Origin of the sequence: Lentisalinibacter salinarum (assembly GCF_040706555.1) — a bacterium.
GTDB classification, from domain to species: Bacteria; Pseudomonadota; Gammaproteobacteria; order Steroidobacterales; family Woeseiaceae; genus Lentisalinibacter; species Lentisalinibacter salinarum.
The window spans coordinates 124,668-149,538 of record NZ_JAPDRH010000001.1; the positions used below are offsets into that span (position 1 = coordinate 124,668).

General features: G+C 67.8%; 18 protein-coding genes. 9 read left to right on the plus strand and 9 right to left on the minus strand.

Features of this window, described 5'->3' with window-relative positions:
- Positions 1 to 17: 17 nt before the first annotated feature.
- Complete coding sequence (ligD, locus tag ACJMKZ_RS00500) at positions 18 to 965, minus strand: non-homologous end-joining DNA ligase (RefSeq protein ID WP_405231739.1); 948 nt, start codon at positions 963 to 965, stop codon at positions 18 to 20.
- A 56-nt stretch (positions 966 to 1,021) separates the two neighbouring features.
- On the minus strand, positions 1,022 to 1,639 hold the full coding sequence (locus ACJMKZ_RS00505) for a DNA polymerase ligase N-terminal domain-containing protein (RefSeq protein WP_405231159.1): 618 nt from the start codon (positions 1,637 to 1,639) through the stop codon (positions 1,022 to 1,024).
- 114 nt (positions 1,640 to 1,753) lie between these two features.
- On the opposite strand from ACJMKZ_RS00505, the gene ACJMKZ_RS00510 reads away from it, so the two are divergent.
- Positions 1,754 to 3,385, plus strand: a complete 1,632-nt coding sequence (locus ACJMKZ_RS00510) for an FMN-binding glutamate synthase family protein (protein ID WP_405231161.1) — start codon at positions 1,754 to 1,756, stop codon at positions 3,383 to 3,385.
- Positions 3,386 to 3,389: 4 nt separating this feature from the next.
- Here ACJMKZ_RS00510 and pyrB read toward each other — a convergent pair whose 3' ends face one another.
- Positions 3,390 to 4,382: an aspartate carbamoyltransferase gene (gene pyrB / locus ACJMKZ_RS00515; RefSeq protein WP_405231163.1), complete on the minus strand. Its 993-nt coding sequence runs from the start codon at positions 4,380 to 4,382 to the stop codon at positions 3,390 to 3,392.
- Between the two features lie 198 nt (positions 4,383 to 4,580).
- On the opposite strand from pyrB, the gene ACJMKZ_RS00520 reads away from it, so the two are divergent.
- Positions 4,581 to 5,327, plus strand: coding sequence for an MlaA family lipoprotein (locus ACJMKZ_RS00520; RefSeq protein WP_405231165.1), 747 nt, complete (start codon positions 4,581 to 4,583; stop codon positions 5,325 to 5,327).
- Positions 5,328 to 5,404: 77 nt separating this feature from the next.
- On the opposite strand, the gene lon is transcribed toward ACJMKZ_RS00520, so the two are convergent.
- Positions 5,405 to 7,798 (minus strand): endopeptidase La, encoded by a 2,394-nt coding sequence (gene lon, locus ACJMKZ_RS00525; RefSeq protein ID WP_405231166.1) that lies wholly within the window; start codon positions 7,796 to 7,798, stop codon positions 5,405 to 5,407.
- Between the two features lie 121 nt (positions 7,799 to 7,919).
- Positions 7,920 to 8,666: a rhomboid family intramembrane serine protease gene (locus ACJMKZ_RS00530; protein ID WP_405231167.1), complete on the minus strand. Its 747-nt coding sequence runs from the start codon at positions 8,664 to 8,666 to the stop codon at positions 7,920 to 7,922.
- 178 nt (positions 8,667 to 8,844) lie between these two features.
- Here ACJMKZ_RS00530 and ACJMKZ_RS00535 point away from each other — a divergent pair, with 178 nt between their 5' ends.
- Both ACJMKZ_RS00535 and ACJMKZ_RS00540 read left to right on the plus strand, forming a co-directional pair.
- On the plus strand, positions 8,845 to 9,546 hold the full coding sequence (locus ACJMKZ_RS00535; protein ID WP_405231169.1) for an NADPH-dependent F420 reductase: 702 nt from the start codon (positions 8,845 to 8,847) through the stop codon (positions 9,544 to 9,546).
- Between the two features lie 16 nt (positions 9,547 to 9,562).
- Positions 9,563 to 11,296 (plus strand): thiamine pyrophosphate-binding protein, encoded by a 1,734-nt coding sequence (locus ACJMKZ_RS00540; RefSeq protein WP_405231171.1) that lies wholly within the window; start codon positions 9,563 to 9,565, stop codon positions 11,294 to 11,296.
- Positions 11,297 to 11,316: 20 nt separating this feature from the next.
- On the opposite strand, the gene ACJMKZ_RS00545 is transcribed toward ACJMKZ_RS00540, so the two are convergent.
- Entirely contained in the window at positions 11,317 to 12,915 is a 1,599-nt protein-coding gene (locus ACJMKZ_RS00545) for an FAD-binding dehydrogenase (protein WP_405231172.1), read from the minus strand.
- A gap of 283 nt (positions 12,916 to 13,198) precedes the next feature.
- Here ACJMKZ_RS00545 and ACJMKZ_RS00550 point away from each other — a divergent pair, with 283 nt between their 5' ends.
- From ACJMKZ_RS00550 to ACJMKZ_RS00565, 4 genes are all read left to right on the plus strand, one after another.
- Positions 13,199 to 14,383, plus strand: coding sequence for an efflux RND transporter periplasmic adaptor subunit (locus ACJMKZ_RS00550; protein WP_405231174.1), 1,185 nt, complete (start codon positions 13,199 to 13,201; stop codon positions 14,381 to 14,383).
- Positions 14,380 to 17,586 (plus strand): efflux RND transporter permease subunit, encoded by a 3,207-nt coding sequence (locus ACJMKZ_RS00555; protein WP_405231176.1) that lies wholly within the window; start codon positions 14,380 to 14,382, stop codon positions 17,584 to 17,586. Before ACJMKZ_RS00550 ends, ACJMKZ_RS00555 begins: the two co-directional genes overlap by 4 nt.
- A gap of 111 nt (positions 17,587 to 17,697) precedes the next feature.
- Positions 17,698 to 18,807 carry a sensor histidine kinase gene (locus ACJMKZ_RS00560; protein ID WP_405231178.1) on the plus strand — a complete coding sequence of 370 codons (1,110 nt, stop codon included), beginning with the start codon at positions 17,698 to 17,700 and terminating at the stop codon, positions 18,805 to 18,807.
- Positions 18,776 to 19,588, plus strand: coding sequence for a LytR/AlgR family response regulator transcription factor (locus ACJMKZ_RS00565; RefSeq protein WP_405231179.1), 813 nt, complete (start codon positions 18,776 to 18,778; stop codon positions 19,586 to 19,588). Before ACJMKZ_RS00560 ends, ACJMKZ_RS00565 begins: the two co-directional genes overlap by 32 nt.
- A 110-nt stretch (positions 19,589 to 19,698) precedes the next feature.
- Here ACJMKZ_RS00565 and ACJMKZ_RS00570 read toward each other — a convergent pair whose 3' ends face one another.
- A complete protein-coding gene (locus ACJMKZ_RS00570) occupies positions 19,699 to 20,067 on the minus strand; it encodes a UrcA family protein (RefSeq protein WP_405231180.1) in 369 nt (122 codons plus the stop codon).
- 152 nt (positions 20,068 to 20,219) lie between these two features.
- Positions 20,220 to 22,226, minus strand: a complete 2,007-nt coding sequence (locus ACJMKZ_RS00575) for a LysM peptidoglycan-binding domain-containing protein (RefSeq protein ID WP_405231182.1) — start codon at positions 22,224 to 22,226, stop codon at positions 20,220 to 20,222.
- A gap of 190 nt (positions 22,227 to 22,416) precedes the next feature.
- Between ACJMKZ_RS00575 and ACJMKZ_RS00580 the strand changes: the two genes are divergently transcribed.
- The gene (locus ACJMKZ_RS00580) at positions 22,417 to 23,835 is read left to right on the plus strand and encodes a WS/DGAT/MGAT family O-acyltransferase (protein ID WP_405231184.1); all 1,419 of its coding nucleotides are present in this window, start codon (positions 22,417 to 22,419) and stop codon (positions 23,833 to 23,835) included.
- Positions 23,836 to 23,841: 6 nt separating this feature from the next.
- On the opposite strand, the gene ACJMKZ_RS00585 is transcribed toward ACJMKZ_RS00580, so the two are convergent.
- Positions 23,842 to 24,849, minus strand: coding sequence for an isoaspartyl peptidase/L-asparaginase family protein (locus ACJMKZ_RS00585; RefSeq protein ID WP_405231186.1), 1,008 nt, complete (start codon positions 24,847 to 24,849; stop codon positions 23,842 to 23,844).
- Positions 24,850 to 24,871: the final 22 nt, after the last annotated feature.

Below are 24,871 nucleotides of genomic sequence, written 5' to 3' on the forward strand. Positions count from 1 at the left end.
CGTCTCAGACATCCTGGTCAGACACTTTGAGGGCGCTCCCGCCGCACCTTCTTCGCCGGCTTGTCCTCGCGCAGGCCGATGTAGCGCGGGTGGCGCAGCTTGCCGTCGTCGGTCCACTCGGTGAAGCCGAATTCGCCGACCAGTTCGGGCTTCACCCAGTGCGGGTTCTTCTCCCGCACCTCGTCGTCGAAAGCCGGTTCGTCCCGTTCGATGTCCTGCATCCGGCCGTGCAGATCCTCGAGCGTCTCGTCGTCGAAGCCCGTGCCTACCTTGCCGGCATAGCGCAGCTCGTCGTCTTCGTAGTAGCCGACCAGCAGCGCGCCGAAGCCCTTGCGCGAGCCCTTCGGGTCCGTGTAGCCGCCGATGACGAGTTCTTGGCGGTTGACGCACTTGAATTTCAGCCAGTCGCGGGAGCGGGAGTGAACGTAGCGGCCGTCTGCCTTCTTCGCGATGACGCCCTCCCAGCCTTTCTTGCAGGCCTCCTCGTAGTACGCCTCGCCCTCGGTGTTGCGATGGCGGGTGTAGCGCAGCCGGCCGCCGAAATCGAAGGCATCGCGCAGCAGACCCTTGCGGCTGCGCAGCGGCAGTTCGTCCAGCATGTAGGGATCGAGGTAGATCAGGTCGAAGAGATACAGCCAGACGCCGATGCCGGTGGCGCGCGCCTCGTCCGGGTCGCTGATGCCGATGCGCTGCTGCAGCCGGCTGAAGCTCGTCACCTTGCCGTCGAAGGCCACGATCTCGCCGTCGGCGATGAAGCGTTCCGGCCCGGCTTCCTCCAGTGCTTCGACCAGTTCCGGGTAGGTGTCGTTCAGCTTCTTTTTATTACGCGACAGGATGCGCAGCCCGCGCCCGTCGCGGAACACCAGGCAGCGTTCGCCGTCCAGCTTGCGCTCGTAGATCCAGTCTTCCGAGGAGAAATGGTCGTCGGTGAGGGTGGCGAGCATGGGGGCCGTCCAGTCCGGCATGCCCTCGCGCTGCAGTTTCTCCCGGGAGGCCTCCGGGAGCGACGCGAACGGCTCCTTCACGAGTCGTCCTCGCCGCCCTTCGCGATCTGATGCATGGTACGGCCGGTCTTCACGGAACGGTTCTGGGTATTGGTCGGGTTGCGGCGGGCGTCGGCCTCGTCGTCGTCCATCTTGATCAGCAGCCACTGGGACTTCTCGCCCGCCTCGATACGCTTCAGCGCATAGCCGCCTTTCAGTTTCTCGCCGTCGAGCCATACCTCGATCAGGCCGCCGCGCAGCGAGCCCGGCATGTCCAGCGAGTCCTCGCCCTTGTCGGCGCGCAGGTTGCGATAGGTGCCGGCGTCCCAGACCATCACCGTGCCGCCGCCGTACTCGTCCTCCGGGATGACGCCCTCGAAGTCCGCGTAGTCCAGCGGGTGATCCTCGGTGCGGATCGCCAGGCGCTTCTCGCGCGGATCGGTCGAAGGCCCCTTGGGTACGGCCCACGACTTCAGTGTGCCGTCGAATTCCAGGCGGAAGTCGTAATGCAGGCTGGATGCGTCGTGTTTCTGGATCACGAAGCGCCGGCTGCCGTCGTCGTCACCATTTCCGCTGCCGCCGGTCGCCGGCTCCGGCGTCCTCGAGAAATCCCGCTTCTTCCGATACGGGCCGAGGCTGTTCTTGTCCGAAGGCATGGATTCAGACTGACGCAGGGAAATCGGCGGCGCAAGTCGCACAAGTCGCAACCGCCCTTGTAACCGGGACGGACTCGCGCCAGCATCGGGCAGTCCGACCGCCGAGGAGATCCCATGGTTCGTAACTGGTTCTACGGCCTGTCCCTGACGGTGCTTACGGTCATCGGCCTCACGGCGCTGCGCTGGCCCGGCGCGCTATGGGCGCTCGTGCCCGTGCTGCCCCTCGTAGCGCTGGGGCTGCGCGACGCGCTGCAGACCCGGCACACCATCCTCAGAAACTTCCCTCTCATAGGCCACTTCCGCTATCTGCTGGAGGGCGTGCGGCCGGAGGTCCAGCAGTATTTCATCGAGTCGAATATCGATGCCTACCCCGTGGAGCGCGAATTCCGCAGCGTCATCTACCAGCGGGCCAAGGGCGATCTGGAGACGCAGCCTTTCGGTACCCAGCGCGACGTCTATCGGGTCGGCTACGAGTGGGCCGAGCACTCCATCGCCGCGTTGGAGCCGCCGGCGGATGTGCCCCGCGTGACGGTGGGGGGGCCGGATTGCACCCGCCCGTACGCGGCTTCGCTGCTGAACGTCTCGGCCATGAGCTACGGCTCGCTCTCCGGCCGCGCCATCCTGGCGCTCAATCGGGCGGCGAAGGCGGAGGGTTTCCAGCACAACACGGGCGAGGGCGGTCTGTCTCCCTATCATCTCGAGCCCGGCGGCGATCTGGTCTGGCAGATCGGCACGGCCTACTTCGGCTGCCGCACGGGGGACGGACGCTTCGACGACGAACTCTTCCGCAGCCAGGCCGCGCGGGAGAGCGTGCGCATGATCGAGTTGAAGCTCTCCCAGGGGGCCAAGCCGGGCCACGGCGGCATCCTGCCCGGCGTCAAGGTGACGGAGGAGATCGCTGCCATCCGCCGCGTGAAGGTTGGCGAGACCGTGTTCTCGCCGCCGAGCCACCGGGAGTTCTCGACGCCGGCCGGCCTGATGGAGTTCATCGCCCGGCTGCGCCGGCTGGCCGATGGCAAACCGGTCGGCGTCAAGCTCTGCATCGGCCGGCGCAGCGACTTCTTCGCCCTGTGCAAGGCGATCCTGGAGACCGGCATCAAGCCCGACTTCATCACGGTGGACGGCGGCGAGGGCGGCACCGCCGCCGCGCCGCTGGAGTTCTCGAATTCGGTCGGCATGCCCGGGCGGGATGCCTGGATACTCGCACACACCGCGCTCGTGGGCGCCGGCCTGCGCGACGACATCCGGCTGTTCGTCAGCGGCAAGATCCTTACGGGCTTCCATATGATCCGTGCCCTGGCACTGGGCGCGGACGCCTGCAACTCGGCGCGCGGCATGATGTTCGCGCTCGGCTGCATCCAGTCCCTGCGCTGTAACACGAACCTGTGTCCGACAGGCATCACCACCCAGAAGCCGTCCCTGGTCTACGGGCTGCACGTGGAGGAGAAGAGCCGCCGGGTCGCTCGCTGGCACCGGGAGACGCTGAAGGGGATGCTGGAGTTGCTCGGTGCCATGGGCTTCACGGACCCCCGCGACCTGCGCCCGGAGCACATCTTCCGCCGGGTCGACGACCTGCGGGTGCGGAACATGAAGGAACTCTACGACTTCCTGGAGCCGGGGCAGCTACTCGAGGACCGGGACCTGCCCCGCGGCATGCGCGACGAATGGGACGCCGCGCGGCCGGATCGCTGGAGTCTGCAGCCGGAGGCCGGCCAGCACGGCGGCGGAAAGATTCGCGAGGAGTGAGCCCTCAGGCGTCGCCGTATTTCGGCAACGCCTCGGTGATGGCCTCGCTCACGCCGAAGATCTTCGCCATCAGCGCCACGCGCATCCACATGCCGTTTCTCTCCTGGCGCCAGTACATCGCCCGGGGATCCCGGTCGACCTCGGGCTGGATCTCGGGGCCCCTCGGCAGCGGATGCATGACGGCGGTGTCCTTCTTCATCAGCCCGAGTTCCCGCTCCCCGACCGTGAAGGGGGCGAGATTCACGCCGGAGGACTCGTCCGCCACGTCGTGCTCGAACTGCATGCGCGTGACGTATAGGGCGTCCAGATCGGGCAGTATCTCGTGCAGGCGCCGCGTCTCGTGGAACTCGACGCCGTGTTCGGTCAGGAAGTTCTTTATGTCCGGTTCCATCTCGTAGGCCGGCGGCGCGATGAAGACGAGTTTGACGCCCTCGTAATAACGCATCAGCCGGCTCAGCGAACGCACCGTGCGGCCGCGTTTTAGGTCCCCCATCATGCCGATGGTCTTGCCGTCGATGCCGCCCCGCTGCTCGAAGCTGCGCTCCAGCGTATAGATGTCGAGCAGGGCCTGGGTAGGGTGCTGGTCCTTGCCGCTGCCCGCGTTGATGATGGGTACGGGCCGCGGAATGTTGTTCATCAGGGCGGCAGCGCGGGCGGCGTAACCGGCCTCGGGCGTGCGCATGATGATCAGGTCCACGTAGGAGCTGAACGTGCGGATGCTGTCTTCGAAGGTCTCGCCCTTCACCTCGGAGGAGACCTCCGGGTTGCGGATCTCGCTGGTGCGGATGCCGAGCACGTGGCAGGCGTTGTTCATCGACAGGAACGTGCGGGTGCTCGGCTGGGTGAAGTAGAGCATGGCCCGCCGGGTGGGCAGCAGGTGCTGCAGGAAGCGGGCGCCCTCGGCCGGCTTGGCGACGGTGCGCACCGCGGTGGTCAGTTCGCAGAGCTCGTCCAGCAGCGGACGGTCGAAGATGTCGGTATCGACGATATGGAACATGGGCTACTCCGGCGGCCGCGGCGATTATCGGCAAAGCCGCCGGGGCTGTCGATGCCGGTAATCCACCATAGCCGCCTCCCCGGGGGGGCGGTCGGCCGGTTTCGATCGATATCCGCGGTCGGACTGGACGATGCCGCCGTCCGCCTTCTATAGTCGCGGCGAACCGCCCCGGAATCCGAAGTCGTTGAGAGCTACCCTATGCAGCCAAGCCCGCAGAGCCTGGTCCGCTCGTTCCTGCTGACCGCCCTCCTGGTCCCGTTCCTGGGCGGCTGCGCGTCGCAACCGGAGTACCCGGGCGCCACGCCGGATCCGCTGGAGCCGGTCAACCGGGCGACCTACCAGTTCAACGACACGTTCGATCGGCTGCTGCTGAAGCCGGTGGCGAAGGGCTACAAGAAGGTGACGCCGTCGCTGGTACGCCAGGGCGTCGGCAACTTCTTCAGCAATCTCGGTTATCCCTTCGTCATCTTCAACAACCTGCTCCAGGGCAAGCCGGGGGCCGCGCTGTCGGACACGGGGCGGTTGCTGGTGAACACGACGGTGGGGCTCGGCGGGCTGATCGACGTCGGCTCCGATATCGGGCTGGAGGAACACGACGAGGACTTCGGCCAGACCCTGGCGGTGTGGGGCGTGCCGGCCGGACCCTACGTAGTGCTGCCTTTCCTGGGGCCGGCGACACTGCGCGACGCGATCTCGCGGCCGGCGGATATCGGCTTCAACGGCCTGTACTACATCGACGAGTCCTCGATCCGTGACAAGCTGTTCGTGCTGGAGATCGTCGACATGCGGGCCCGGCTGCTCTCCGTAGATTCCCAGATCCAGGCGTCGAACGATCCCTATCTCTTCGTCCGCAGCTCCTACCTGCAGCGCCGGGAGTACCTCATCTACGACGGCGATCCGCCGATGGACGACTTCTTCGAGGACGAATTCCTGGACGAGGAATGACGTAGGAGGGCCTGTAGGAGGGGCTTTAGCCCCGATCCCTTAAAAAATCGGGCCTGAAGGCCCTCCTACATGGAGATTTACGCCGCCTGCGGTTTGTCTTCTGCGCCTTCCGGTTCCAGCGCCGCGTCCAGCGCCTGGTCCACGTTCTCCAGCCAGATGAATTCGAGCCGGTCGCGGGCCGATTCGGGCACGTCCTCCAGGTCCTTCCGGTTGCGCGCGGGCAGCAGCACCGTATGGATGCCGGCGCGCAGCGCCGCGAGCACCTTCTCCTTGATGCCGCCCACCGGCAGCACCAGGCCCCGCAGGCTGATCTCGCCGGTCATCGCCACATCCTTGCGCACGTTGCGGCCGCTCAGCAGCGAGGCGAGGGCGACGAACATGGCCACGCCGGCGCTGGGCCCGTCCTTCGGGATGGCGCCTGCCGGCACGTGGATGTGCACGTCGTTCTCCTCGAACGCCTTCGCGGCGGCGTCGAGACGGTCCACCCGGCTCTTGTTCAGGCTGAGCGCCGCCTGGGCGCTCTCCTTCATGACGTCACCGAGCTGACCCGTGAGGATCAGCTTGCCCTGACCGGGGATGCGGCTCGCCTCGATGAAGAGGATGTCGCCGCCTACCGGCGTCCAGGCGAGACCGGTGGCGACGCCCGGCACGCTGGTGCGCAGCGCCACCTCACTCTCGAACTTCGGCGCGCCGATGATCGACTGCAGGTCTTCCGCGGTCACGTGTACGGAGTCCGCCGTGCCTTCGGTGATCTTCATCGCCGCATGGCGCAGCACCGCGCCGATCTGGCGCTCCAGGTTTCGCACGCCCGCCTCGCGGGTGTAGCCGTCGATCAGCTTTTCGATGGCCTCGTCATCGATGGCCGCCTGCTCGGCGGTCAGACCATTCGCCTCGAGCTGGCGGCCCACCAGGTAGCGCCGGGCGATCTCGAGCTTATCCTCCTGGGTGTAGCCGGGCAGCTCGATCACCTCCATGCGGTCGCGCAGCGGCCCCGGGATGTTGTCCAGCACGTTGGCCGTGCCGACGAACAGCACCTTGCTGAGGTCGAAGGGCACGTCCAGATAGTGGTCCTTGAACGTGGAGTTCTGCTCCGGGTCCAGCACCTCCAGCAGGGCCGACGACGGGTCGCCGTGGAATCCCACGCCGAGCTTGTCCATCTCGTCCAGCATGAACACCGGGTTGCGGGTGCCCGCCTTGACGATGCTCTGTACGACCGAGCCCGGCATGGAGCCGATATAGGTGCGGCGATGGCCGCGGATCTCGGCTTCGTCGTGTACGCCGCCGAGGCTCGCGCGCACGAACTCCAGGCCGAGCGCACGGGCGATGCTCTGGCCCAGCGAGGTCTTGCCGACGCCCGGCGGGCCCACGAAACACAGGATGGGGCTGCGCCCGGTCGGATTCAGCTTGCGCACCGCCAGATACTCGAGGATGCGCCGCTTCACCTTGTCCAGGCCGTAGTGGTCCTCGTCCAGGATCTCCCGGGCCCGGGCGATGTCGATGTTTTCCTCGTCCTCCTTCGACCAGGGCACGGAGACCAGCCAGTCGAGGTAGGTGCGGATCATGGAGTGCTCCGCTGCGGCCTCCGGCATCGCCTTCAGGCGCTTCAGCTCCTTGCGGGCCTGCTTCTCGGCCTCCGGCGGCATGCCGGCCTCGTCGATGGCCCGCTCGATCTCCTCCGCCTCGGGTGCGCCCTCGTCCTCGCCGAGCTCCTTCTGGATGGTCTTCAGCTGCTCGCGCAGCAGGTACTCGCGCTGGCGCTCGTCGATCTTGTCCTGGGTCTGCTCGTCGATCTCCTTCGAGAGCTTGAGCACCTTCAGGCGGTGGGTCAGGAATTCCGCCAGCCGCTCGAGGCGCTCGCGCACCTCGACGGTCTCCAGGATGAACTGCTTCTCCGCCGGCTTGATGTCGATGAGTCCTGCGACCAGGTCGGCCAGCAATCCCGGCGACTCGATGCTCTGCAGCGCTGTCGGAAGTTCCGGCGGCACCTGGGGCAGCAGCTGGATCAGCTCGCCGGCCTTCTGCTTGACGTGATTCGCCAGCGCCTCGGCCTCCGGGCTGGTGCCTTTCGGCTCCGGGATGGTGTCGAAGCGCGCCGCCATGAACGGCAGACCGGGGACGAAGTCGAGTACCCGGAAGCGCTCCTCGCCCTGGCAGATGAGGTGGTGCATGCCGTTCGGCGCGGTAATGTAGCGCACGACGCTGACGACGGTGCCCACCTTGTACAGGTCTTCCGGGCCGGGTTCGTCCACGGCGGGATCGCGCTGCAGCACCAGGCCGAGCTTGCGATCGTTCTTCACGGCCTCCTGGGCCGCGGCAATGGAGATCTCGCGGCCGAGCGCCACCTGTGTCACCGCTCCGGGGAAGACGATGAGATTGCGCACGGGCAGGACCAGCAGGACATCCTCGGGGATGCGGGACTCGCCGTTCTCTTCCTCCGCGCGGGGTTCGATCTGTTCGTTGCGTTCGTTCACTGCGTCACAGGGATGTGGTTGCCTCTGGAACGCAGAGATAGTGTCGCAAGCGCTCCCTTTCAATCCCCGGCGCTCGTCGTTGGCATCGGCGCTGGTCGAGTTTTCCCGACCGGATGGTGACTCAGCCGCGTGGGTTCCAGCCGTGGTTGGGATGGCGTTTGACCAGACGCGGGTCGCGGAACAGCAGGATGAGCAGTCCGCCCGCCACGAAGCCGCCCACGTGCGCCCAGAAGGCCACGCCGCCGCCCTGGGAGCCGATGGTGCTGAAGCCGCTGATCAGCTGCAGCAGGAACCAGTAACCGAGCATGAACACGGCGGGCACGGCGATGGTGGTGATGTAGAAGCCGAACACGATCAGCATGTGCACCCGCACCTTCGGGTACAGCAGGATGTAGGCGCCCATGACGCCGCCGATGGCACCGGAAGCGCCCACCATGGGGATGGTGGAGTCCGGGTCGAACACGGTCTGCAGGGCCGCCGCCGCGAGGCCGCACAGCAGGTAGAAGATAACGAAGCGCGTGTGGCCCATGGAGTCCTCGACGTTGTTGCCGAAGATATAGAGGAACCACATATTGCCGATCAGGTGGAACCAGCCGCCGTGCAGGAACATGGATGTGATGGTGGTGTACCAGGTGGAGCTGTCGCCAAGCACGCAGGTGATGCCCGGTCCCAGCGGCACCCGCGTGCCGGGCGACGCCGTCTGCAGCACCTCGCCGGGAATCAGTGCCAGGTTGCACATCGAGCGCGAAAGCGCCGGCTCCGTGCCGAGGCCCTGCACCAGCACCCAGGCGAGCACGTTCAATCCGATGAGTCCCCAGGTCGCATAGGGCGTCAGGAAATGCGGATTCTCGTCGCGTAGCGGAAACATCGATGGCTCTCGTTCGTGCGGCGCCGGGCTATCATGTAGGAGGGCCTTCAGGCCCGACCGGTTAATGAATCGGGGCTAAAGCCCCTCCTACAGGCACCCTGTAGGAGCGCCTTCAGGCGCGATACGCGGTCGGGCCTGAAGGCCCTCCTACACGGTATAGGCAGACAGGATGGTGACGATGCCACAGCTTTTCAAAGTGATCACTGCGATCTTTCTTATTGCGGGTGCGCCGGTGCAGGCCGCGAGCGTCGCCGTCATAGGCACCGGAGACGTCGGCGGCGCGCTGGGACCGCGGCTCGGCGCGCTCGGCCATACGGTGGTCTACGGCTCGCGGACGCCGGAGGCCGATCGGGTGCGCGAACTCGTCGGGAGCACGCCGGGCGAGGCCTCCGCTGCGTCCCCGGCCGGCGCCGCGGCGGCGGCGGAGATCGTGATCCTGGCCGTGCCCGCCGCGGTGGCGGTCGAGTTGACGCAGAGCCTGGGCGATCTGGCCGGCAAGATCGTCGTCGATCCCACCAATCCGTTCCGCTTCACGGACGACCGGCTGGCGGTGCGGACGATCGACGACTCCATCACGGAGCGCATCCAGGCAGCCGCGCCGGGCGCGCGGGTGGTCAAGGCGTTCAACACCCTCTCCTGGCAGACCATGGCGGATCCGGCCATCGCGGGCGGGCCGGTGACCATCCCGCTGGCAGGCGACGACGTGGAGGCGAAGGCGCGGGTCGCCGGGCTGGTCCGGGAGCTCGGATTCGAGGCGCTGGATGTTGGCCCGGCGCGCTACGCGCGTGAGATCGAGGGTATGCTGATACTCTGGATGAACGCGCGGCTGAGCGGCCGGGGATTCGACTACCACCTGCGTCCGACTCCCGGACGCCTGTGATCAACGGAGAGCGGACATGAAACGCAGCGGTGCCTGGCTCGCGGCGAGAGCCCTGGAGAATATCGGTGTGCGTTACACCTTCGGCGTGCCTGGGGTGCACAACACGGAGATCTACGACGAGCTGAACCGCAGCGAGCAGATCACGCCCGTGCTGGTCACCCACGAGCAGGGCGGCAGCTTCATGGCCGAGGCCTGGAGCCGGGTCTCGGACTCCATCGGCTGCCTCGTGATCGTGCCGGCCGCCGGCATGACCCACGCCATGAGCGGCATCGGCGAGGCGTATCTCGACGGCGTGCCGCTGCTGGTGATCTCGGGCGGAATCCGGCGCGATTCCGGCCGGCACTACCAGCTGCACGAGCTGGATCAGCAGCAGGTCTTGGACGGCATCACCAAGGCGGCCTTCCTGGTGGACCGGCACGAGGACGTGGTGCCGAGAATCTACGAGGCGGCAGAGATCGCCACCTCCGGCCTGCCCGGGCCGGTGTTCGTGGAGATCGCGAGCAACGTGCAGATGTTCACGGCCGACGTCGACGAGCCGCAGCCCTACCGGCCCTCGTACGAGTCGCCCCGGCCCGATGCCGCCCTGGTGGAGCGGGCGGCGGAGATGCTGCTGGCGGCGGAGCGGCCCGGTCTCTACCTCGGCTGGGGCGCGCGGGAGGCCACGGAATACAGCGTGGAGATCGCGGACCTGCTGGGCGCGCCCGTCGCGACGACGATGCAGGGCATCAGCGTGTTCCCCCACGACCACGCCCTGCACACCGGCATGGGCTTCGGGCCTTCGGCGGTGCCGGCGGCCCGCAACGCCTTCGCGAAGGTGGATTGCCTGCTGGCCGTGGGCGTGCGCTTCGCCGAACTCGCCACCGGCAGCTACGGCATGGAGATACCGGAGCAGCTGATCCATGCCGATATCGACCCGCGGGTATTCGACAAGAATTACCCTGCCACCGTCGCCGTCGAGGCGGACGGCTCGAAGTTCATGAGGGCGCTGCGTGACGAGCTGAAGAAGCGGCGCGAGACGCCGGTGGCGCACAACGAACTGCGACAGCGCATCCGCGAAGACAAGGAGGCCTTCTTCGCCAGCTGGCGGGAGAAGACCAGCGACGAGAAGGTGAGCCCCGGCATCTTCTTCCGCTCGCTGCGCGAGCAGCTCGACCGGGACTGCTACGTGGTGGTGGACGACGGCAACCACACCTTCCTTACGGCCGAACAGTTCCCCGTGTACGAGTCGAGACATCTCATCTCGCCCACCGACTTCAACTGCATGGGTTACTGCGTGCCCGGCACCATCGGCGTGAAGCTCGCGCATCCGGACAAACAGGTGTGCGCCATCGTCGGCGACGGCGCATTCATGATGACGGCGCTGGAGATTCTGACAGCGGCGAGCAACGGCATAGGGGCCATCTTCTTCGTCTTCCACGACGGCGAGCTGGCGCAGATTTCGCAGTTCCAGTCGCTGCCGCTGAAGGAGAAGACCTGCACGGTCATCGGCGACCTGAAGGTGGAGGGCGTCGCGACGGCCACCGGGGCGGCCTATCTGCCCATGGCGAACGACGGCGACGTGGACCGGGTGATCGGTGAGGCACTGGCCATCGCCGCCGACGGGCGGCCGGTCATCGTGGACGTGAACATCGACTATTCCCGCAAGAGCGTGTTCACGGAGGGCGTGGTCAAGGTCAACCTCGGCCGCTTCCCGTTCCGCCAGAAGGTGCGCTACATCGGCCGGGCGCTGAAGCGCCACACCGTCGGCTAGATTCCCGGCCGGCCGTTCGGTCAGGCGGCGCGGCCGGCGAGTCTGCCGCCGAGCAGACAGCCGCCGAGGAAGGTTCCCTCCAGGCCGCGCTTGCCGTTCATGCCGCCGCCGCCGAAGCCGGCCGCCTCGCCGGCGGCGAACAGGCCGGGGATCGGCTGCCCCGCGGCGTCCAGCACGCGGGAGTCCAGGTCCGTCTGCAGGCCGCCCATGCTCTTGCGGCTGATGATGAATTCCCTGATGACGACGAACGGGCCGGCCTTCGGATCCGCTATCTTCTGCGCGTTGCAGGTGCGCAGACGGTCGCCGGTCCAGCGGCGGGCGAAGGCGATGCGGCGCAGCTGGTCGTCGTTGTGGAAACGCGGCCCGAGATCGATCAGCCGGTCGTAACGGGTCACCGCCTCCTCGACCGCGTCGAGTTCCACCGAGCCGTCGCCGACCAGGTCGTTCATCTGCGCCACCAGCTCTTCGAGGGTGTCGGCGACGAGGAAGTCCGGCGAGTTCGCGACCAGCTCGTCGAACAGCCAGCGGTTGCCCCGCAGCAGGTCGCGGGCCACGGCGAGCCGTTTTTTCTCGCGGAACGACGGATTGAATTCGGCGCCGGAGATGGCGAGCTCCTTCAGCGCGATCTTCCGGTTCAGGAGCTGCCAGGAGTAGGCTCGCTCCTGGCGGCAGATCTGTGCGACGAGGTCGTGGGTGTCGTAGCCGGTCACCAGCGGCTGCGGGCCGATGCGCTCGCCCCGCCAGTTGAGCCACAGGGCGGATTTCGGGGGCACCAGGGACAGGCCGTGGTGGGGCTTGCGGGGCTTCCAGTGCGGGATGCCGGCCGCGTAGTTCCACTGCCAGTCCAGGTGGGTGATGTTCGCGCCGTGGGCTGCGGCCGCGTCGTGCAACATGCCGTCGGCGTACTTGTGGGAGCCGTTCAGGATGACCTCGGGCGGGTCGCTCCAGTCCGTGTGCCAGTTCTGGCGCACGCGCTCCAGGTCGCCGTTGATGCCGCCGGCCGCGATGATGACGGACTCCGCCGTGGCCTCGAACGCCTCTCCGCCGTCCTCCATGCGGCCGCGGCAGCCCGTGACGCGCCCTTCATGCGTCGTCAGCGTACCCACGCGATGGCCGAACCGGCACTCCAGGAACTCCTTGCGCGGGTGGTCGAGCAGCCGCTCGGCCAGCACCACGGCGAGTTCGTGGCCGGTCCCCCAGACGATGTGCCAGCGGGGCACCGAGTTGCCCGGCACGTACAGGCCACGTTCCACCCACAGCGGCATGGGCATGAAATCGACGCCGAGGCCGGTGAGCCATTCATAGACATCGGGTACGGAGCGTTCCACGTAAGCCTCGGCCCAGGCGCGCGGCCAGTGGTCGTCGGGGCCCAGTTCGCCGAATGCCAGCCAGTCGTCCAGGCCGAGGGCGTGGCTGTCGCGGATGCGGTGCTTGCGCTGCAGGGGCGAGTCGGCGAACCAGATGCCGCCGAAGCTCTCCTTCGCCAGGCCGCCGAAGTTCTCCTCCGCGTCGCGGTCCAGGATCAGCACCCGCCGGCCGCGTTCCAGGGCCTCCCACGCGGCGGCGATGCCCGCGATGCCGCCGCCGATCACGATGACGTCTGCCTGGTAGCGGTGCATTTGCTCCCCTCCTGCCGGCGCGGCTGCCGGCTCTGGATTTCTGCCGGATCACCCCCAATTATGGCGCGGCGCGGCCGGTCCGTCTTGCGGGCTGCCCGGATTCCACCGTCGGGCAGGGGTGCGATGTAATGAACGATTTGCCGCCACCGGCATCGAATTCGAGGCCGCAGGCGCGGGAGGCCTTGACTGATTTGGTGCTATAGTTGACTATAACACCATGTCCGGCGTCCACTCGATGAACTTGCCGGTGGACCCGTGGAAAGCCTCGAAACGACGGTTGCCCATGAAACGAAAGATACTCCGCTTTACTGTGATCGTTGCCATCCTCGCCACCGCGGTGGGCGGCACGATATTCATGTCCCGGATGAAGCCGCCGCCCCAGACACGGGAGGTCGCGGAGATCGATCCGCTGGTGGAAGTGATGCCGCTGGAGGAGACCGCGGTGAACTTCCGCGTCACCACCCAGGGCACCGTCAGGCCGCGCACGGAGACCGTGCTGAGTGCCGAGGTCTCCGGGCCCATCGTCTGGACCTCGCCGAAGTTCGTAGCCGGCGGCGTCTTCGAGAAGGGCGAGGAACTGCTGCGCATCGACCCCACCAACTACCGGGTGGCCGTGGAGCAGGCGGAAGCGCTGCTGAAGCAGCGTGAGATCGAGTACGAGGGGTCGAAGAAGCTGCGGCTGAGCGGTTACCGGGCCGAGGCGGACCTCGCCTCCGCGGCGGCTGCGCTCGCCACCGCCCGCGCGGAGCTGACCCGGGCGAAGCGGGATCTGGAGCGCACCCGCATCACGCTGCCCTACGACGGCATGGTGCGGGCCAAGGAGGCCGACATCGGCCAGTACGTGACGCCGGGCACGCGGCTGGCCGTCACGTTCGCCACGGATTACGCGGAGATCCGCCTGCCGCTGACCGACCAGGACCTTGCGTTCGTGGACCTGCCCGAGCCCGGACAGCTTACCGAGGGCGGCGCGGTCGAGGGGCCGTCCGTGCGGCTGACCGCCGTGCGCGAGGGCCGGGCGGGCACCTGGCAGGCGCGTATCGTGCGCACCGAGGGCGTGGTGGACGAGACCAACCGGGTGACCTACGCCGTGGCCCGGATCCAGGATCCCTACGGCCTGGAGGCCGGCAACGACGAGCGCACGCCGCTGCCCATGGGCACGTTCGTGGCGGCGGAGATCGACGGCGTCACCATGGGCGACATCATCCGGGTGCCCCGGCGGGCGCTGCGGGCGAACAACCAGCTGCTGTTCGTCGACGAGGACAGCCGCCTGCGCATTCGTTCGGTCGACATCATCCGTGCCGACGCGGAGTACGCGTACCTGCACAGTGACTCCGTGAAGGGCCAGCGCATCACGCTGACGGCGCTGGAGTCGCCCATCAACGGGATGCGGGTGCGGACCGAAGCCGGCGACCGCGCCGAAAGGGAGCGCCTCGCCGCCGGCGCGGAACAGCAGGGCGGCGCCCAATGAGCAGACCGAAGCAGACCACGGACCAGAAGGGCATCATCGCCTGGTTCGCCAGCAATCACGTTGCCGCCAACCTGCTGATGTTCCTGATCATCGCCTTCGGCGTGGTCTCCACGTTCACCATCCGCAAGCAGACCACGCCCGACTTCGAAGTGGATACGGTGGTGGTGCGCGTGCCCTACCTCGGCGCCGCTCCCCAGGAGGTCGAGGAAGGGGTGGTGATCAAGGTCGAGGAGGCCATCCAGGACATCGACGGCATCATCGAGATCCGCTCGACGGCAAGCGAGGGCATGGGCACCGTGCGCGCCGAGGTGGCCCAGGGCGAAGACCTGAACGAGGTGCTGAGCGAGGTGAAGACCCAGGTCGACGCCATCGCCACCTTCCCGGCCCTCGCCGAGAAGCCGGTGATCTACAAGGAGGAATTCCCCATCCACGTGGTGTTCCTCTCGATCTTCGGCGACATGGATGCCTACATGCGCAAGGAGGTCGCCCAGGAGGTCCGCGACGAGCTCATGCGCCTGCCGGCGGTGAACCAGATCCAGATTCTCGGCGACCGGGACTACGAGATCAGTGTCGAGGTCTCCGAATACGTGCTGCGCAAGTACGGGCTCACGATGAGCGAGATCTCCCAGGCGATACGGGACTCCTCCGTGGACATGCCCGGCGGCGCCATCCGCTCCGAGGGCGGCGACATCCTCCTGCGCACCGAGGGCCAGGTGTATACGGGGCAGGAGTTCGCGCAGCTCGTGCTGCGCACCTATCCGGACGGCACCCGACTCACGCTCGGCGACATCGCCAACATCGACGACGGCTTCGTGGAGACGGACGGCTTCGCCCACTTCAACGGGGAGCGAACCGCCGTGCTGCGGGTGCTCGCCAGCGGTAATCCGAACGAGCTGGAGACCGCCGCGGCGGTGAAACGCTACGTCGCGGAGAAGCGCCCGTCGCTGCCGGACGGCGTGGACATGGAAGTCTGGGTGGACCGGGCCTACTACCTGCAGGACCGCCTCGACCTCATGCTGAAGAACATGTTCCAGGGTGCGATCCTGGTCTGCCTGATCCTGTCGCTGTTCCTGCGCATGAAAGTGGCGGGCTGGGTCATCGTCGGCATACCGGTAACGTTCTTCGGTGCGCTGTGGCTGATGCCTCACATGCCCTGGCCGGTGACCGTGAACGTGATCAGCCTGTTCGGCTTCATCCTGGTGCTCGGCATCGTCGTGGACGACGCCATCATCATCGGTGAGAGCATCTACACCAAGACGCGGGCGGACGGCCACACGCTGGACAACGTCATTGCCGGGGCGAAACGCGTGGCGGTGCCCGCCACCTTCGGCGTGCTGACCACCATCGCCGCCTTCGCGCCGATGCTGTTCGTGGGCGGGTTCGCCGGGCCGTTCTTCGAGGCCATGTCCGTGGTGGTGATCCTCTGCCTGCTGTTCTCGCTGGTGGAGTCCAAGCTGATCCTTCCGGCGCATCTGGCGAACGCGAATATCAAGCCCATCGACGAGGACGACCTGTTCCGGCCACAGCGCCACATCCACTGGCGCGAGCGGGTGCCGCGCTTCTTCCAGAAGCTGCAGCGTCATACCCAGCACGGCCTGCGCTGGCTGGTCGAGACGAAATACCTGCCGTTCCTGGATCGGGCGATACGCAACCGCGGCATCAGCACCACGGTGTTCGTCGCCATCCTCATCCTGACCGTCGGCGTCATGCAGAGCGGCATTGTGCGCACGGTGCTGTTCCCGGAGGTACCGGGCGACTTCGTCCAGTCCAGCCTGCAGATGCAGCAGGGCACGTCGCCGGAGGCGCGCAATGCGGCGCTGTATCGCCTCGAGAATGCCGTCTTCGAGATCAATCGCGAATACACCGCCGCGAACCCGGGCGCCCCGGAGCCGGTGGAACGGGTCGGCATGTTCACGAGCGGCGAAGTGGGAGGACAGGCCATCGTGGAGCTGCACCGCGGCGAGAACCGGCCGATCGAGGGCGAGGAGTTCGCCGACCTCTGGCGCGAGAAAGTCGGCGACATCGCGGGCATCAAGGAACTGGATTTCCGCGCGGGCGATCACATGGGCGGCGGTGCGCCGCTCAGCTTCGGCCTGTCCGGCAGCAATTACGAGACGCTGGAGCAGGCGGCCGAGGAGCTGCAGGCGAAACTGGCCGAATACGAGGGCGTGTTCGACATCCGCAATTCGTCGAGTTCGGGCGGCAAGGAGATCCGGCTGTCGATCAGGCCCGAGGCCGAGGCGCTCGGGCTGAACATGGCATCTCTCGGCCGCCAGGTCCGCCAGGCGTTCTACGGCGAGGAGGCACAGCGCATCCAGCGTGGCACCGACGAGCTCAAGGTGATGGTGCGCTATCCCGAGGAGGAGCGGCGCTCCGTGGCCGATCTGGAGAACATGCGTATCCGCACCCCCGACGGCGCCGAGGTGCCGTTCGGGTCGGTGGCGGAGATCGAGTTCGACGAGGCGTACTCCAGCATCACCCGGCTGAACAGGAAGCGCACGATCACGGTGTCGGCGGACATCGATCCGAGCCGGGTCGAACCCGGCCCGATCATCAGGGAGATCAGCGAGGACTACATGCCGGGCCTGCTGGCACGCTATCCGGGCGTGACCTACGGCCTCGAGGGCGCGAGCCAGGAGGAGCGCGACTTCGTCCGCAACATCTCGGTGGCGTCCATCGCGGCCCTGTTCCTGATCTATGCGCTGATCGCCATCCCGCTGCGTTCCTACTCCCAGCCGCTGATCATCATGTCGGTGATCCCGTTCGGTCTCATCGGCGCGGTGCTGGGGCACATCGTCATGGGCGAGGCCATCAGCATGTTCTCGCTGTTCGGCATCATCGCGCTCGCCGGCGTGGTGGTGAACGACAGCCTGATCCTGATCGACTTCGTCAACCGGGCCCGCGCCGAGGGCATCGCCCGGCTGGAGGCGGTGAAGGACGCGGCGCAGCAGCGCTTCCGGCCCATCATCCTGACCTCGCTCACCACGGCGGCGGGACTCGCACCCATCATGGCGGAGACCAGCACTCAGGCCCAGTACGTGATCCCCATGGCCATCTCACTCAGCTTCGGCATCATCTTCGCCACGATCATCACGCTGTTCCTCGTGCCCTGCCTGTATCTGCTGCAGGAGGATTTCGGCCGCGGCCTGGGCGGCCTGCGGGACTTCCTGCTCGGCCGCGAGCCGGAGCGCCGCTCGGCCTGATCCGCGCCGGACGCGCTGCGATGAGCCGTGCGCGCTCCGCGGCGAGCCGTGCGGGAGCCGCGGGTCGGCCGTGACATACTGGGGGTTACGAGCGTGCCGGAACAGGTGCCGATGAAACCCGATGAATTGCTCAGCGACCGCAGGCGTCTGTTCTGGATCCTGAACACGGGCGGCTGGGTCGGGTACGGTCTCGCCGCCTATCTCGGCGCGCTGGTCTACGAGAAGCCGGACGCCTATTCCCTGGTGATCGCCGGCGCCGCCGTCACCGGCTTCCTGCTGACATTGCCCCTCAGGCTGTTCTACCGCCGTCTCTGGTCGCAGCCGCCGCTGGTCATGGCGGCCGGCGTCGTGGCCGCCTGTTACGCCCTGGCGCTCGTCTGGCGCGTAGTCGTCAACCAGAGCTACTGGACGCTGGTGAAGGACGGCTGGGAGCCGACGGCGCTGACCGACTACGTCGGCGGCGTGATGGGATCCTTCTACATCCTGCTTTGCTGGAGCGGGCTCTACTTCGGTATCAAGTACTACCGCATGCTGCAGGAGCAGACGGAAAAGGCGCTGCGGGCGACGGCCGCCGCCCACCAGGCGCAGCTCAGCATGCTGCGCTATCAGCTCAACCCCCACTTCCTCTTCAATACGCTGAACGCCATCTCCACGCTGATCCTGGATCGGGACAACGAGCGGGCGAACCGCACCGTGTCACGGCTCAGCGACTTCCTGCGCCATACGCTGGACGACGCCGACCCGATGCGGCTCGTGCCCCTGGAGCAGGAGCTGCGTGCGCTGGATCTCTACCTCGATATCGAGAAGGTGCGCTTCGGCGACCGGCTCATCGTCGAGTGGGACATCGAGGACGATACCCTGCAGGCTCTGGTGCCGAGCCTGATCCTGCAGCCCCTGATCGAGAACGCCATCAAATACGCCGTGAGCCCGATGGAGGAGGGCGGCACGCTGCGCATCGCCGCGAGCCGGCGGGACGGCCGACTCGCCCTCACCGTCGCGGATACCGGCCCCGGTCTGCAGGCTTTGAAAGGTGGCGATTCGGCGAAAGACACGCGACGCTCCTGCGGCGTGGGCCTGCGCAACGTGCGTGAGCGTCTGCAGCACCTCTACGGAGACGAACAGTCGTTCCACCTGACCGAGAACCAACCGCGTGGGCTCGCCGCGCATCTGGAGATCCCATACCGCACCGATGACCACCCTGCGCACACTGATCGTCGATGACGAGGACCTGGCCCGCCGGGGGCTGGAGCTGCGGCTTACGCGGCGCAGCGACGTGGAGGTCTGCGGCACCGCCCGCAACGGCCGGGAGGCACTGGAAGCCGTGCGTTCGCTGCGCCCGGACGTGATATTGCTCGACATCCAGATGCCGGGCATGAGCGGCTTCGATGTCCTGGAGCGGCTGGCGGGCACGAACATGCCGGCGGTCATCTTCGTCACGGCCTACGACCGGTTCGCCATCCGCGCCTTCGAGGCCAGTGCGCTCGACTATCTCCTGAAGCCCATCGACGACGAGCGCCTGGCGGAGGCCATCGCGCGCGCCCACCGGCGTGTGGCGCAGCGCCGCGCCCGGGAGCACCGCGACCGGCTGCTGCGACTGGTGTGCGAGATCTCGGGCCGCGAGCTCAGTCTCGAGGACGCGCTCACGGAGGCCGGCAGGGAATCGACGCACTACCCGCGGCGCCTGACCATCCGCGACGGCCGGGAGACGTCCTTCGTACCGGTGGACGGCATCGACTGGGTGGATGCGGCCGGTGACTACATGTGCATCCATGCCGACGGCAGGACTTGGGTGATGCGTGGCACCATGAAGCAGCTGGAGGCCTTGCTGGACCCGGCGGACTTCGTGCGCATTCACCGCTCCGCCATCGTCAACCGCCACCGGGTCGCAAAGCTGCGCGCTCATCGCAACGGGGAATATTTCGTGGCGCTTACCTGCGGCGAGGAGCTGAAGCTCAGTCGCGGCTACCGGGACAACGTGCGCCGGCTGCAGACGGCGCCCTGATCCGACGGCTCGACCCGACATCCGGGAAAGTAGCCGACGGCCCGGTGGCCTGACGCTCCGGGGAGACGACGCCAGGCCACCGGGCCGTCGGGGCGACCCACGGACCGGACTCAGCGCCGGGCGAGCTTCGTGGCGCCGTCGCTGGCCGCGTGGATGCTCGAGAGCACGGGGCTGTCGATGGTCCGGACGGCGCGCTCCAGCGCCTCGGCCGTGCATTCACGCTCGGCCGCCATACGGGCCAGCGAGCGCCGACCCGGCGCGCTGCAGCTCTGCTCCGCGGCGGCCTCCAGCCGTCCATAGAGCTTTCCGGCCAGCAGGACGTCCTGCAGGTCCGTGGCGTGATAGCGAACGGTGACGCCGCCGTCGCCGGCACGGGCGGCGCCGGCCACCGCGAATGCGGCGAGCAGGCCGAGCAGCGTTGCGATGAGGGCGAGCCGAGGTTTCGGCTCTCCGGTGTGACGAGTGATCCTGGTGTACATGACGCAGTCCTCCTGAGCGTTGTGACCGTCAGGAAGTGAGATGCGCGGGTGGTTCCCATGGTTTGGCGGTCCGCGACGAGGCGTGCCGACCGTGCGGTGAAGCGGGAACCGGAGGCCGGAAACCGGAACCGAAAATACGCGGAGCCGCGGCGCTACTGTTCCGAGTCTGCGATCTGCAGGGCCTCGCCCGACCCCTGCAGGCGTTCCAGCACCGGAAACTGGATGCTCATGCCCGGCCGCACCCGGTCGAGCTGGAGGTCGGGGTTGTACTGACGCAGCAGCCACACCGGCACGTCGTAGTCGCGGCGCGCGAGCAGCCATACCGACTCGCCGCGCCGCACGCGGTGGGCGACTGCGTCGCGGATGCGGTATTTGCGGAAGAAGCGCTCCTGCAGATCCTGATGATAGGCGAGCCGCCGTTCCTCGAAGGCCTGCCGCTCCACGTCCTCGAACACCAGCCGCAGCCGGTCGCCGATGCGCACGGGGCGGCGGAAGCTGTAGCCGTTCGCGTCCCGCAGCCGCTGTGTGCGGATGCCCAGCCAGTCCGCGTAGTGGCCGAGGGTTTCCATGGCCTGGATCTCGATGGTGCCATCCTCGGCCACGGAATAGTCGGCGGGGTCCGCCGCCAGCACCGTCTGGCTCGTGGCGAGACCGCTGCCGGCCTCGTCTTCCGGCAAGCCCTCGGCGCCGCCGACGGGTCCGTCGATGGGTTCGGGGCCGATCAGGGCGGCCGCCACCAGGGCGGTGTCGTAGCCGGGCGCGCCGCGGCCGCGGCCGGCCGGCGCCGGGGCCGGCACGGGCGCCGGTGTGCTGGCGGCCGCGGCGGCCAGACGGACGGTGTCTTCATCCGTGGGCAGCCGCAGGACCTGTCCGGCCCGGATATGATGCCGGCTGCGCAGCCCGTTCATGGCCACGAGGTCGGAGACACTAACGTCGTAGAAGGTGGCGATGCCCGACAGCGTGTCGCCCCGGGCGACCGTGTGGATGACGTCCGGCAGCTGGCGCGCGAAGACCGTGTCCGGCCCCAGTCCGGCGAGCAGCGTTTCCATATCCCCGCCGAATGCACCGGTCGGCAGCCGCAGGGTAAAGCCTTTGGGGATGTGCTTGTTGCCGCTCCAGACCGTGTGCTGCAGGGCGGGGTTGTAGCGCTCCAGTTCACGCACGCCGATGCCGAGCGCGCCGGCCAGGCCACGCGCGCTGGTGTAGTTGTCCACCGTCAGTAACTCGTGCCGCTCGGGCCGCTCGAAGGCGACATCGCCGAAGTACTTCTCCGGCTGCCGATCCACCTGTAGCGCCGCCAGGAACGCCACGTAGAAATTCCGTGAGGCAAAGCCGAAGGCGCGCCCGCGGTAGTCGCGCACGATGGTCTCGATGTCCCTGGTGCCGAGCTGGCGGGCCGCCCGGCGCATGCCGGCCACGCCGTGGTTGTAGCCGGTCAGCGCGAGCGGCCAGCTGCCGGTGACGGCGTAGTTGTTCTCGAGCAGGCGGGCTGCCGCCACGGTGGAGAGGAAGGGGTCGCGTCGCTCGTCCACCACATGGTCGATGCGCATGAAGCGCCGCCCGGTGGAGCGGGTGAACTGCCACATGCCCGCGGCGCCCACCTTGGAGTAGGCCTCCGGGTTGAAGGAGGACTCGACGTGGGGCAGGGCGACGAGTTCCTCCGGCAGCCCCCGCTCGGCCAGCACCTGCTCGATGTAGGGGCGGTAGCGTCCCGAGCGCCGCAGCCCGGCCAGGAACCGGTCCGACTGGCCGAGCTGGAATCGCACCTCGCGCGCAGCCTGCGCGAGTCGCTGGTTGCTGACGTCCTCCGGCCACAGCGCCAGCACGCGCCGCTCGTCGGCGGAGAGACCGCTGCGCTTGCCGCCCGCCAGCCGTTCCAGGATGCGGCGGTAGTGATCGCGGCGCTCGCGGATCTCCCGGTAACGGGCGCCGCGGCTGCGGCCGTCGAAGTCCAGCGTCTCGTAGCGCACGGCCAGGTTGCGGGCATCGTGCAGCACGCCGCCTTCGCTCGACACGCCGGTGTAGATATGAGTCCAGAACGCGATGTCCGGCTCGAGGCCCGCCGGGCGCGGGAACGACTCGCTCGCGCCGGCCGTAGCGGCGAAGCAGAGGGTCAGGGCGACGAGGGCCCGGGTGTGGCGCCAGCGCGCTGTCGACATTCGGGGTCTCCGGGGCCGCCGGGGAGCGGCGACAGGCCATACCTGCAGTGTGTCTTTCACAGTGTGCGAGTGCTTGCGCCGCCGGGGCAACGAAAGGCATCACGCTTTCTTGTTATTGCTTCGAGGAATACAGTATCGAAAAGGGCGTTGCAAGAGGGCGCCAGGCAGAGAGCAAGCCACGGGGACCGAGATGAGAAGGCTGAGTATCGCAGACAGCAACTTCCTGCTGGCGGAAAACCGGGAGACGCCCATGCACGTGGGCGCGCTGAATGTCTACACGCTGCCGAAGGGCGTCTCGCAGCGAAGCTACATGAGGGAGCTGTTGTCCATACTGCGCCGCGACGACCCGCTGCTGCCGCCGTTCGGTGAAAGGCTCGACCCCGGCCTGCTCGGCAGGACCGGCCTGGTGCGGCACTGGGTCCCCGATGAGCATATGGACATGGAGTATCACGTGCGTCATGCGGCCCTGCCCAAGCCGGGCCGTTACCGGGAACTGTTCGCGCTGGCCTCGCGGCTGCACAGCACCCTGCTGGACCGCAACCGGCCGCTGTGGGTCATGTACGTGATCGAGGGGCTGAGGAAGCGCCAGTTCGCTACCTACTTCAAGGTGCATCACTGCGCCATCGACGGCACCCGGGGCGTGCACCTGATGCAGAGCATGCTGTCGCCGTCGCCGGAAGGCCATGTCGACTACTCGCCGTTGTCGCTGCAGGCCTGGGAGACCTACAAGCACCGTATCGGCAGCGATAGCGGCGCCGGCTCGCCCTCGCCGACGGACCTGAAGGCGGTGGCCGAGGCACTGCGCCAGCAGCTCGGCGTCACGGTGGACGTGCTGGGCGGGCTGCGCCGCTACGGTCAGGTGTGGCTCGGCATGGGCGGCCGGCTGGCGGCGCCGTGGCACCGGGTGCCCCACGGGCTGCTCACACAGAAGATCTCCGGCTCCCGGCGCCTGGTGGCGGAGTCCTGGCCCTTCGACCGGGTGCACGACGTGGGCAGGGCACTGGGTGCCACGCTGAACGACGTGGTGCTGGCGATGTGTGCCGGCGCCCTGCGGCGCTATCACGAATCCCAGGGCGAGTTGCTGGACCGCCCGCTAAAGGCGCTGGCGCCCATCTCGGTGCGCACCGGCGGCGACATTGATTCGGCCAACGCCATCGGCTTCATCATCACCAGCCTGGCCACTGACATCCCGGATCCTGAGCGACGCCTGCGGGCCATCCAGGCCTCGATGCAGGCAGGCAAGGACCTGTACGCGACCCTCTCGCCGGAGGCGGCCAGCCTGTTCACGGCCGTCGCCTTCTCGCCCATGCTGCTCACCAACTTCCTCGGCACGGCGAACTGGTTCCCCGCCTACAATCTGGTGATCTCGAACGTGCCGGGACCGAAGCAGCCCATGTACTGGAACGGGGCGGCACTGGACGGCATCTACCCGATGAACATCGTCGTCCACGGCCAGGCGATGAGCATCACGCTCGTGAGTTATGCCGGCAATCTCGACTTCGGCGTCGTCGCCTGCCGCCGCTCCGTGCCGCGGGTGCAGCGCATGCTCGCTTATCTCGAGGAATCGCTGACGGAACTGGAGTCCGTCGCCGGCACCCGGGCCGCCTGAAGGCCGTCAGGGCGTGGCGTAGATCTCCACGGCCACCCGGCCGTCGGTGCCGATGCTGGCCCGGTACATGCCCGGGGTGTTGTGCGGCATGGCGATGTTGCCCGCGGCGTCCATGGCGATGACGCCGCCGTCGCCGCCTGCGGCCGGCAGCACCTCGTGGATCAGCCTGCCGGCGGCCTCGTCGATGCTCATGCCGTCGCGCACGTGTTCGCAGATGCTGTGGGCGACGACGTAGCGGATGAAGTACTCGCCGGTGCCTGTGGCGCTGACCGCGCAGGATTCGTTGTTCGCATAGGTTCCCGCGCCGATGATCGGCGTGTCGCCCACCCGGCCCCAGCGCTTGTTGGTGAGACCGCCGGTGGAGGTGCCCGCCGCCAGGTTGCCGTCCCGGTCCAGCGCGACCGCGCCCACCGTCGAATACCAGCGCCCGGCCTCGCCGGCACGCGCCGCGGTCTCCGCCTTCCTCGCCTCCTGCAGCTGCCGCCAGCGCCGCTCGGTGTGGAAATACGCGGGGTCCACGAGTTCGAAACCCTGCTCGACGGCGAAGGTCTCCGCGCCTTCCCCGATCAGCATCACGTGACGCGATTCGGTCATGACGGCGAGCGCCAGGTCGATGGGATTGGCGATGCGGCGCACCGCGGCCACCGCGCCGGCGTTGAGCGTGGCGCCGTCCATCACCGAGGCGTCCAGCTCGTTCTCCCCCTCCGCGTTGAATACCGCCCCCTTGCCCGCGTTGAAGAACGGCGAGTCCTCCAGGATGTTCACGGCGGCCTGCACGGTATCGAGGCTGGTGCCCCCCTCCGTCAGTATCCGGTGGCCGACGCGCACGGCCTGCTCCAGCTCGGCGCGGATGGCCGCCTCCTGTTCGGGCGTGGTCTCCTCCCGGCTCATGGTGCCGGCGCCGGCGTGGATGGCGATGGCGACCGGGGCTTCGGCGGCGGGCAGCGCCGTCGGCGTCGCCATGCCGGCGAGCAGCCCGACGGTCAGCGTCAGTGCGCGGGCGGTCTGTCTCATGGTGTCTCGCGGTCGGCGCGGG

What these genes read in the sequence shown, in the direction of transcription:
- ACJMKZ_RS00560 (WP_405231178.1), top strand. Translation starts at nt 17,698, where the DNA reads ATGAAACCCGATGAATTGCTCAGCGACCGCAGGCGTCTGTTCTGGATC.
- ACJMKZ_RS00520 (WP_405231165.1), top strand. Translation starts at nt 4,581, where the DNA reads ATGCAGCCAAGCCCGCAGAGCCTGGTCCGCTCGTTCCTGCTGACCGCC.
- ACJMKZ_RS00555 (WP_405231176.1), top strand. Translation starts at nt 14,380, where the DNA reads ATGAGCAGACCGAAGCAGACCACGGACCAGAAGGGCATCATCGCCTGG.
- ACJMKZ_RS00565 (WP_405231179.1), top strand. Translation starts at nt 18,776, where the DNA reads ATGACCACCCTGCGCACACTGATCGTCGATGACGAGGACCTGGCCCGC.
- ACJMKZ_RS00540 (WP_405231171.1), top strand. Translation starts at nt 9,563, where the DNA reads ATGAAACGCAGCGGTGCCTGGCTCGCGGCGAGAGCCCTGGAGAATATC.
- ACJMKZ_RS00575 (WP_405231182.1), bottom strand. Translation starts at nt 22,226, where the DNA reads ATGTCGACAGCGCGCTGGCGCCACACCCGGGCCCTCGTCGCCCTGACC.
- ACJMKZ_RS00545 (WP_405231172.1), bottom strand. Translation starts at nt 12,915, where the DNA reads ATGCACCGCTACCAGGCAGACGTCATCGTGATCGGCGGCGGCATCGCG.
- ACJMKZ_RS00585 (WP_405231186.1), bottom strand. Translation starts at nt 24,849, where the DNA reads ATGAGACAGACCGCCCGCGCACTGACGCTGACCGTCGGGCTGCTCGCC.
- ACJMKZ_RS00505 (WP_405231159.1), bottom strand. Translation starts at nt 1,639, where the DNA reads ATGCCTTCGGACAAGAACAGCCTCGGCCCGTATCGGAAGAAGCGGGAT.
- ligD (WP_405231739.1), bottom strand. Translation starts at nt 965, where the DNA reads ATGCCGGACTGGACGGCCCCCATGCTCGCCACCCTCACCGACGACCAT.
- ACJMKZ_RS00550 (WP_405231174.1), top strand. Translation starts at nt 13,199, where the DNA reads ATGAAACGAAAGATACTCCGCTTTACTGTGATCGTTGCCATCCTCGCC.
- ACJMKZ_RS00580 (WP_405231184.1), top strand. Translation starts at nt 22,417, where the DNA reads ATGAGAAGGCTGAGTATCGCAGACAGCAACTTCCTGCTGGCGGAAAAC.
- ACJMKZ_RS00535 (WP_405231169.1), top strand. Translation starts at nt 8,845, where the DNA reads ATGCCACAGCTTTTCAAAGTGATCACTGCGATCTTTCTTATTGCGGGT.
- ACJMKZ_RS00530 (WP_405231167.1), bottom strand. Translation starts at nt 8,666, where the DNA reads ATGTTTCCGCTACGCGACGAGAATCCGCATTTCCTGACGCCCTATGCG.
- pyrB (WP_405231163.1), bottom strand. Translation starts at nt 4,382, where the DNA reads ATGTTCCATATCGTCGATACCGACATCTTCGACCGTCCGCTGCTGGAC.
- ACJMKZ_RS00570 (WP_405231180.1), bottom strand. Translation starts at nt 20,067, where the DNA reads ATGTACACCAGGATCACTCGTCACACCGGAGAGCCGAAACCTCGGCTC.
- ACJMKZ_RS00510 (WP_405231161.1), top strand. Translation starts at nt 1,754, where the DNA reads ATGGTTCGTAACTGGTTCTACGGCCTGTCCCTGACGGTGCTTACGGTC.